This window comes from Bartonella sp. P12B (assembly GCF_055796185.1).
Map to the genome: position 1 here is coordinate 1 of NZ_JBTTDI010000044.1, position 2,335 is coordinate 2,335.

At 38.4% G+C, this 2,335-nt stretch carries 4 protein-coding genes; 1 reads left to right on the forward strand and 3 read right to left on the reverse strand.

Going from position 1 to position 2,335, the window contains the following annotated elements; genetic code table 11:
- The first annotated feature begins 451 nt into the window (after positions 1-451).
- The gene (locus AC0QT1_RS08470) at positions 452-1,000 is read left to right on the forward strand and encodes an antA/AntB antirepressor family protein (protein WP_473201328.1); all 549 of its coding nucleotides are present in this window, start codon (positions 452-454) and stop codon (positions 998-1,000) included.
- A 61-nt stretch (positions 1,001-1,061) separates the two neighbouring features.
- Here AC0QT1_RS08470 and AC0QT1_RS08475 read toward each other — a convergent pair whose 3' ends face one another.
- From AC0QT1_RS08475 to AC0QT1_RS08485, 3 genes are all read right to left on the reverse strand, one after another.
- Positions 1,062-1,391 carry a HigA family addiction module antitoxin gene (locus AC0QT1_RS08475; protein ID WP_254769772.1) on the reverse strand — a complete coding sequence of 110 codons (330 nt, stop codon included), beginning with the start codon at positions 1,389-1,391 and terminating at the stop codon, positions 1,062-1,064.
- 33 nt (positions 1,392-1,424) lie between these two features.
- On the reverse strand, positions 1,425-1,700 hold the full coding sequence (locus tag AC0QT1_RS08480) for a type II toxin-antitoxin system RelE/ParE family toxin (protein WP_241438737.1): 276 nt from the start codon (positions 1,698-1,700) through the stop codon (positions 1,425-1,427).
- Positions 1,701-1,932: 232 nt separating this feature from the next.
- The gene (locus tag AC0QT1_RS08485) at positions 1,933-2,160 is read right to left on the reverse strand and encodes a hypothetical protein (protein WP_473202114.1); all 228 of its coding nucleotides are present in this window, start codon (positions 2,158-2,160) and stop codon (positions 1,933-1,935) included.
- Between the last annotated feature and the right edge of the window lie 175 nt (positions 2,161-2,335).

Genomic DNA, 2,335 nt, shown 5'->3' on the forward strand with positions numbered 1-2,335 from the left:
ACCGACAATTCCGATAACTGCTGATTGAACTGCGCGAAGGGGACGTGTGCCATCGTCCACCTCGACAACTTCAACACCGTGTAAAAAACCTGTTGTCATTATTATGCTCCTTTGCATGATTGATGAATGAAAATGAATGGGAAAAATGAGAGACAAACAGACGTTCTTGAGAACGACTTGACAAAATGTTTAAAACCGTTAGATTCATAGGAAGGTGCCTAGAAAACACCTTAATAGTAAGCGGATAGATTGCCGAAACAGTCTCTTTCCGTACATTGAATGCTTTGACTTGTTACATGCGCATGGCGTATAATAACTTTGTCGGGTGTAGTTGTGCTATACAATACCCTTTTATGGGAAAAGCATAACGACGGACTTACTACCGTGTTTTCTAGCACCCGATACCCTTTGGGGTGTCAATAGAAGACATCTAAATAGTAAGGAGTTCGTCATGAACACTCTAATTAAAATATCAGAAAAAATTATTGATCAGGAAACAATTCAAACGGTTGATGCACGTGAATTGCATATATTTTTGGAAATAGGAAAACGCTTTGCTACTTGGATTACAGATCGTATTCGTCAATATGAATTTGAAGAGGGAAAAGACTTCATAAAAACACAAGATTTGCGGTTCCCAAAATTGGGAAGCGCAAAATCTAGGGCTGTTACAGCAATTAACTATCACATCACTTTAGATATGGCGAAAGAACTCTCAATGGTTGAACGCAATGAGAAAGGCAGGAAAGCCCGTCGTTACTTTATTGAGTGTGAAAAGAAACTAAGAAGCCAATCTGTTGATTATGATAATGATACACGATTTGATTTACCAAGCCATTGGGAGGGTATGAACGCTGGTGAAAAAGTTTTATATCTTTTAGGTCCAATTCATATGCGTCTTATCGATGCTTTTAGAGTAGACGAAGAAAACAGGCAATACAAAGCTTTAATCAAAGAAGCAAAACAGGTGTTAGCAAGATCTGTGACAAAAGCTGCTTAGTTTATAGTGCCATCTCCTCGTCTTTAAAGGCGGGGAGATGATAAAAGCTCTAGCTATTTTATTAACAACTATGGTCCATTTGTACATTGACTTTTTTACTAGCTTCTAGTGTTGGAATAGAAGAAACATCAATATCACGCAAAGCATGCCATGTATCATAATTGGCTTGAAGTTGTAACCATAAGGCGGGTCCGTTGCCTAATAACTTGCCAATACGGGCTGCTGTAACAGCTGTAACAGGACGTTGTCCTTTAAGGATGCTGTGTAGATGTTGGCGCGATATTTGAAGAATTCGAGCAATTTCAGTTTTGCTTGTATCCAAATGCTCCAAAGATTCGGCTAAAATTTCTCCTGGATGAGTAGGGCAACGATTAGGATCACGTGTAGTCATGAAGTGTCTCCTTTACAATTAATCTTAAAACCTTCAATGATATTGTTCCAGATCAACATGATAAACATGCCCATCTTGGAATTCAAAAGTGATACACCAAGGACCATTGATATGGACTGTGTAGCGAGTTGGAGTAAAGCCTTTAAGCATATGAAAGTTATAACCCGGTACATTGATATCACTTACTTGAGAAGCTGCGTCAAGAGTATCAAGACGGCGAATAATTCGCTGTTGAAGCCTACTATCAATTTTACTTTTTCCTGTTTCCCAGAGAGATTGTAGGTCTTTATTTTTAAATGTTTTGATCATAGCAAACTCAACAGCTTTATTTTAAATAATATGTAATGTAATAAGTTACAATTGTCAACAAAAATATTACAATTTAATATTATTGATACCAATGCGGCTTGCCTATAAGCTGTTAATCTCGTCACAAAATCTTTGGAGTAAAAATGGGGTGACTCGCTATGATTTCGAGACACCCCTCTAAAGACAAAGAATGACTTTGCTTGCTATAGATTAGACTTGGTTCATCCTTCTCTTATCGTTCTTTCATAGATTCTACTGATGCGTCTGTCTTAGCTCTTTCAGAAGACAAAGAGTTTTTTTCTTCATCAATAATAGGAGGAGAGAATTTTCCATCTTTATAAGTCCAGCCAATTTGCGCTTCACTTGAGGGGATTGCTTTTCCCTCAGATAAATGAACATAATCTTCTGGTGCAACAATAACGTTTGTTACCACACCATTTTCAACAACTGCATATTCCATAAAAAACTCCTATATAAAAAATCTAAACAAGATTGCTCCATTACCGCCATTACCCCCTTTACTAACTCCACCATCTTCTCCTGGAAAATAGCCACCCCCACCGCCGCCGCCCTCTCCACTGCCATTGCAGCCTTTACCACCATGACCACCTTTTTGGCTCTCTCCACCATAACCG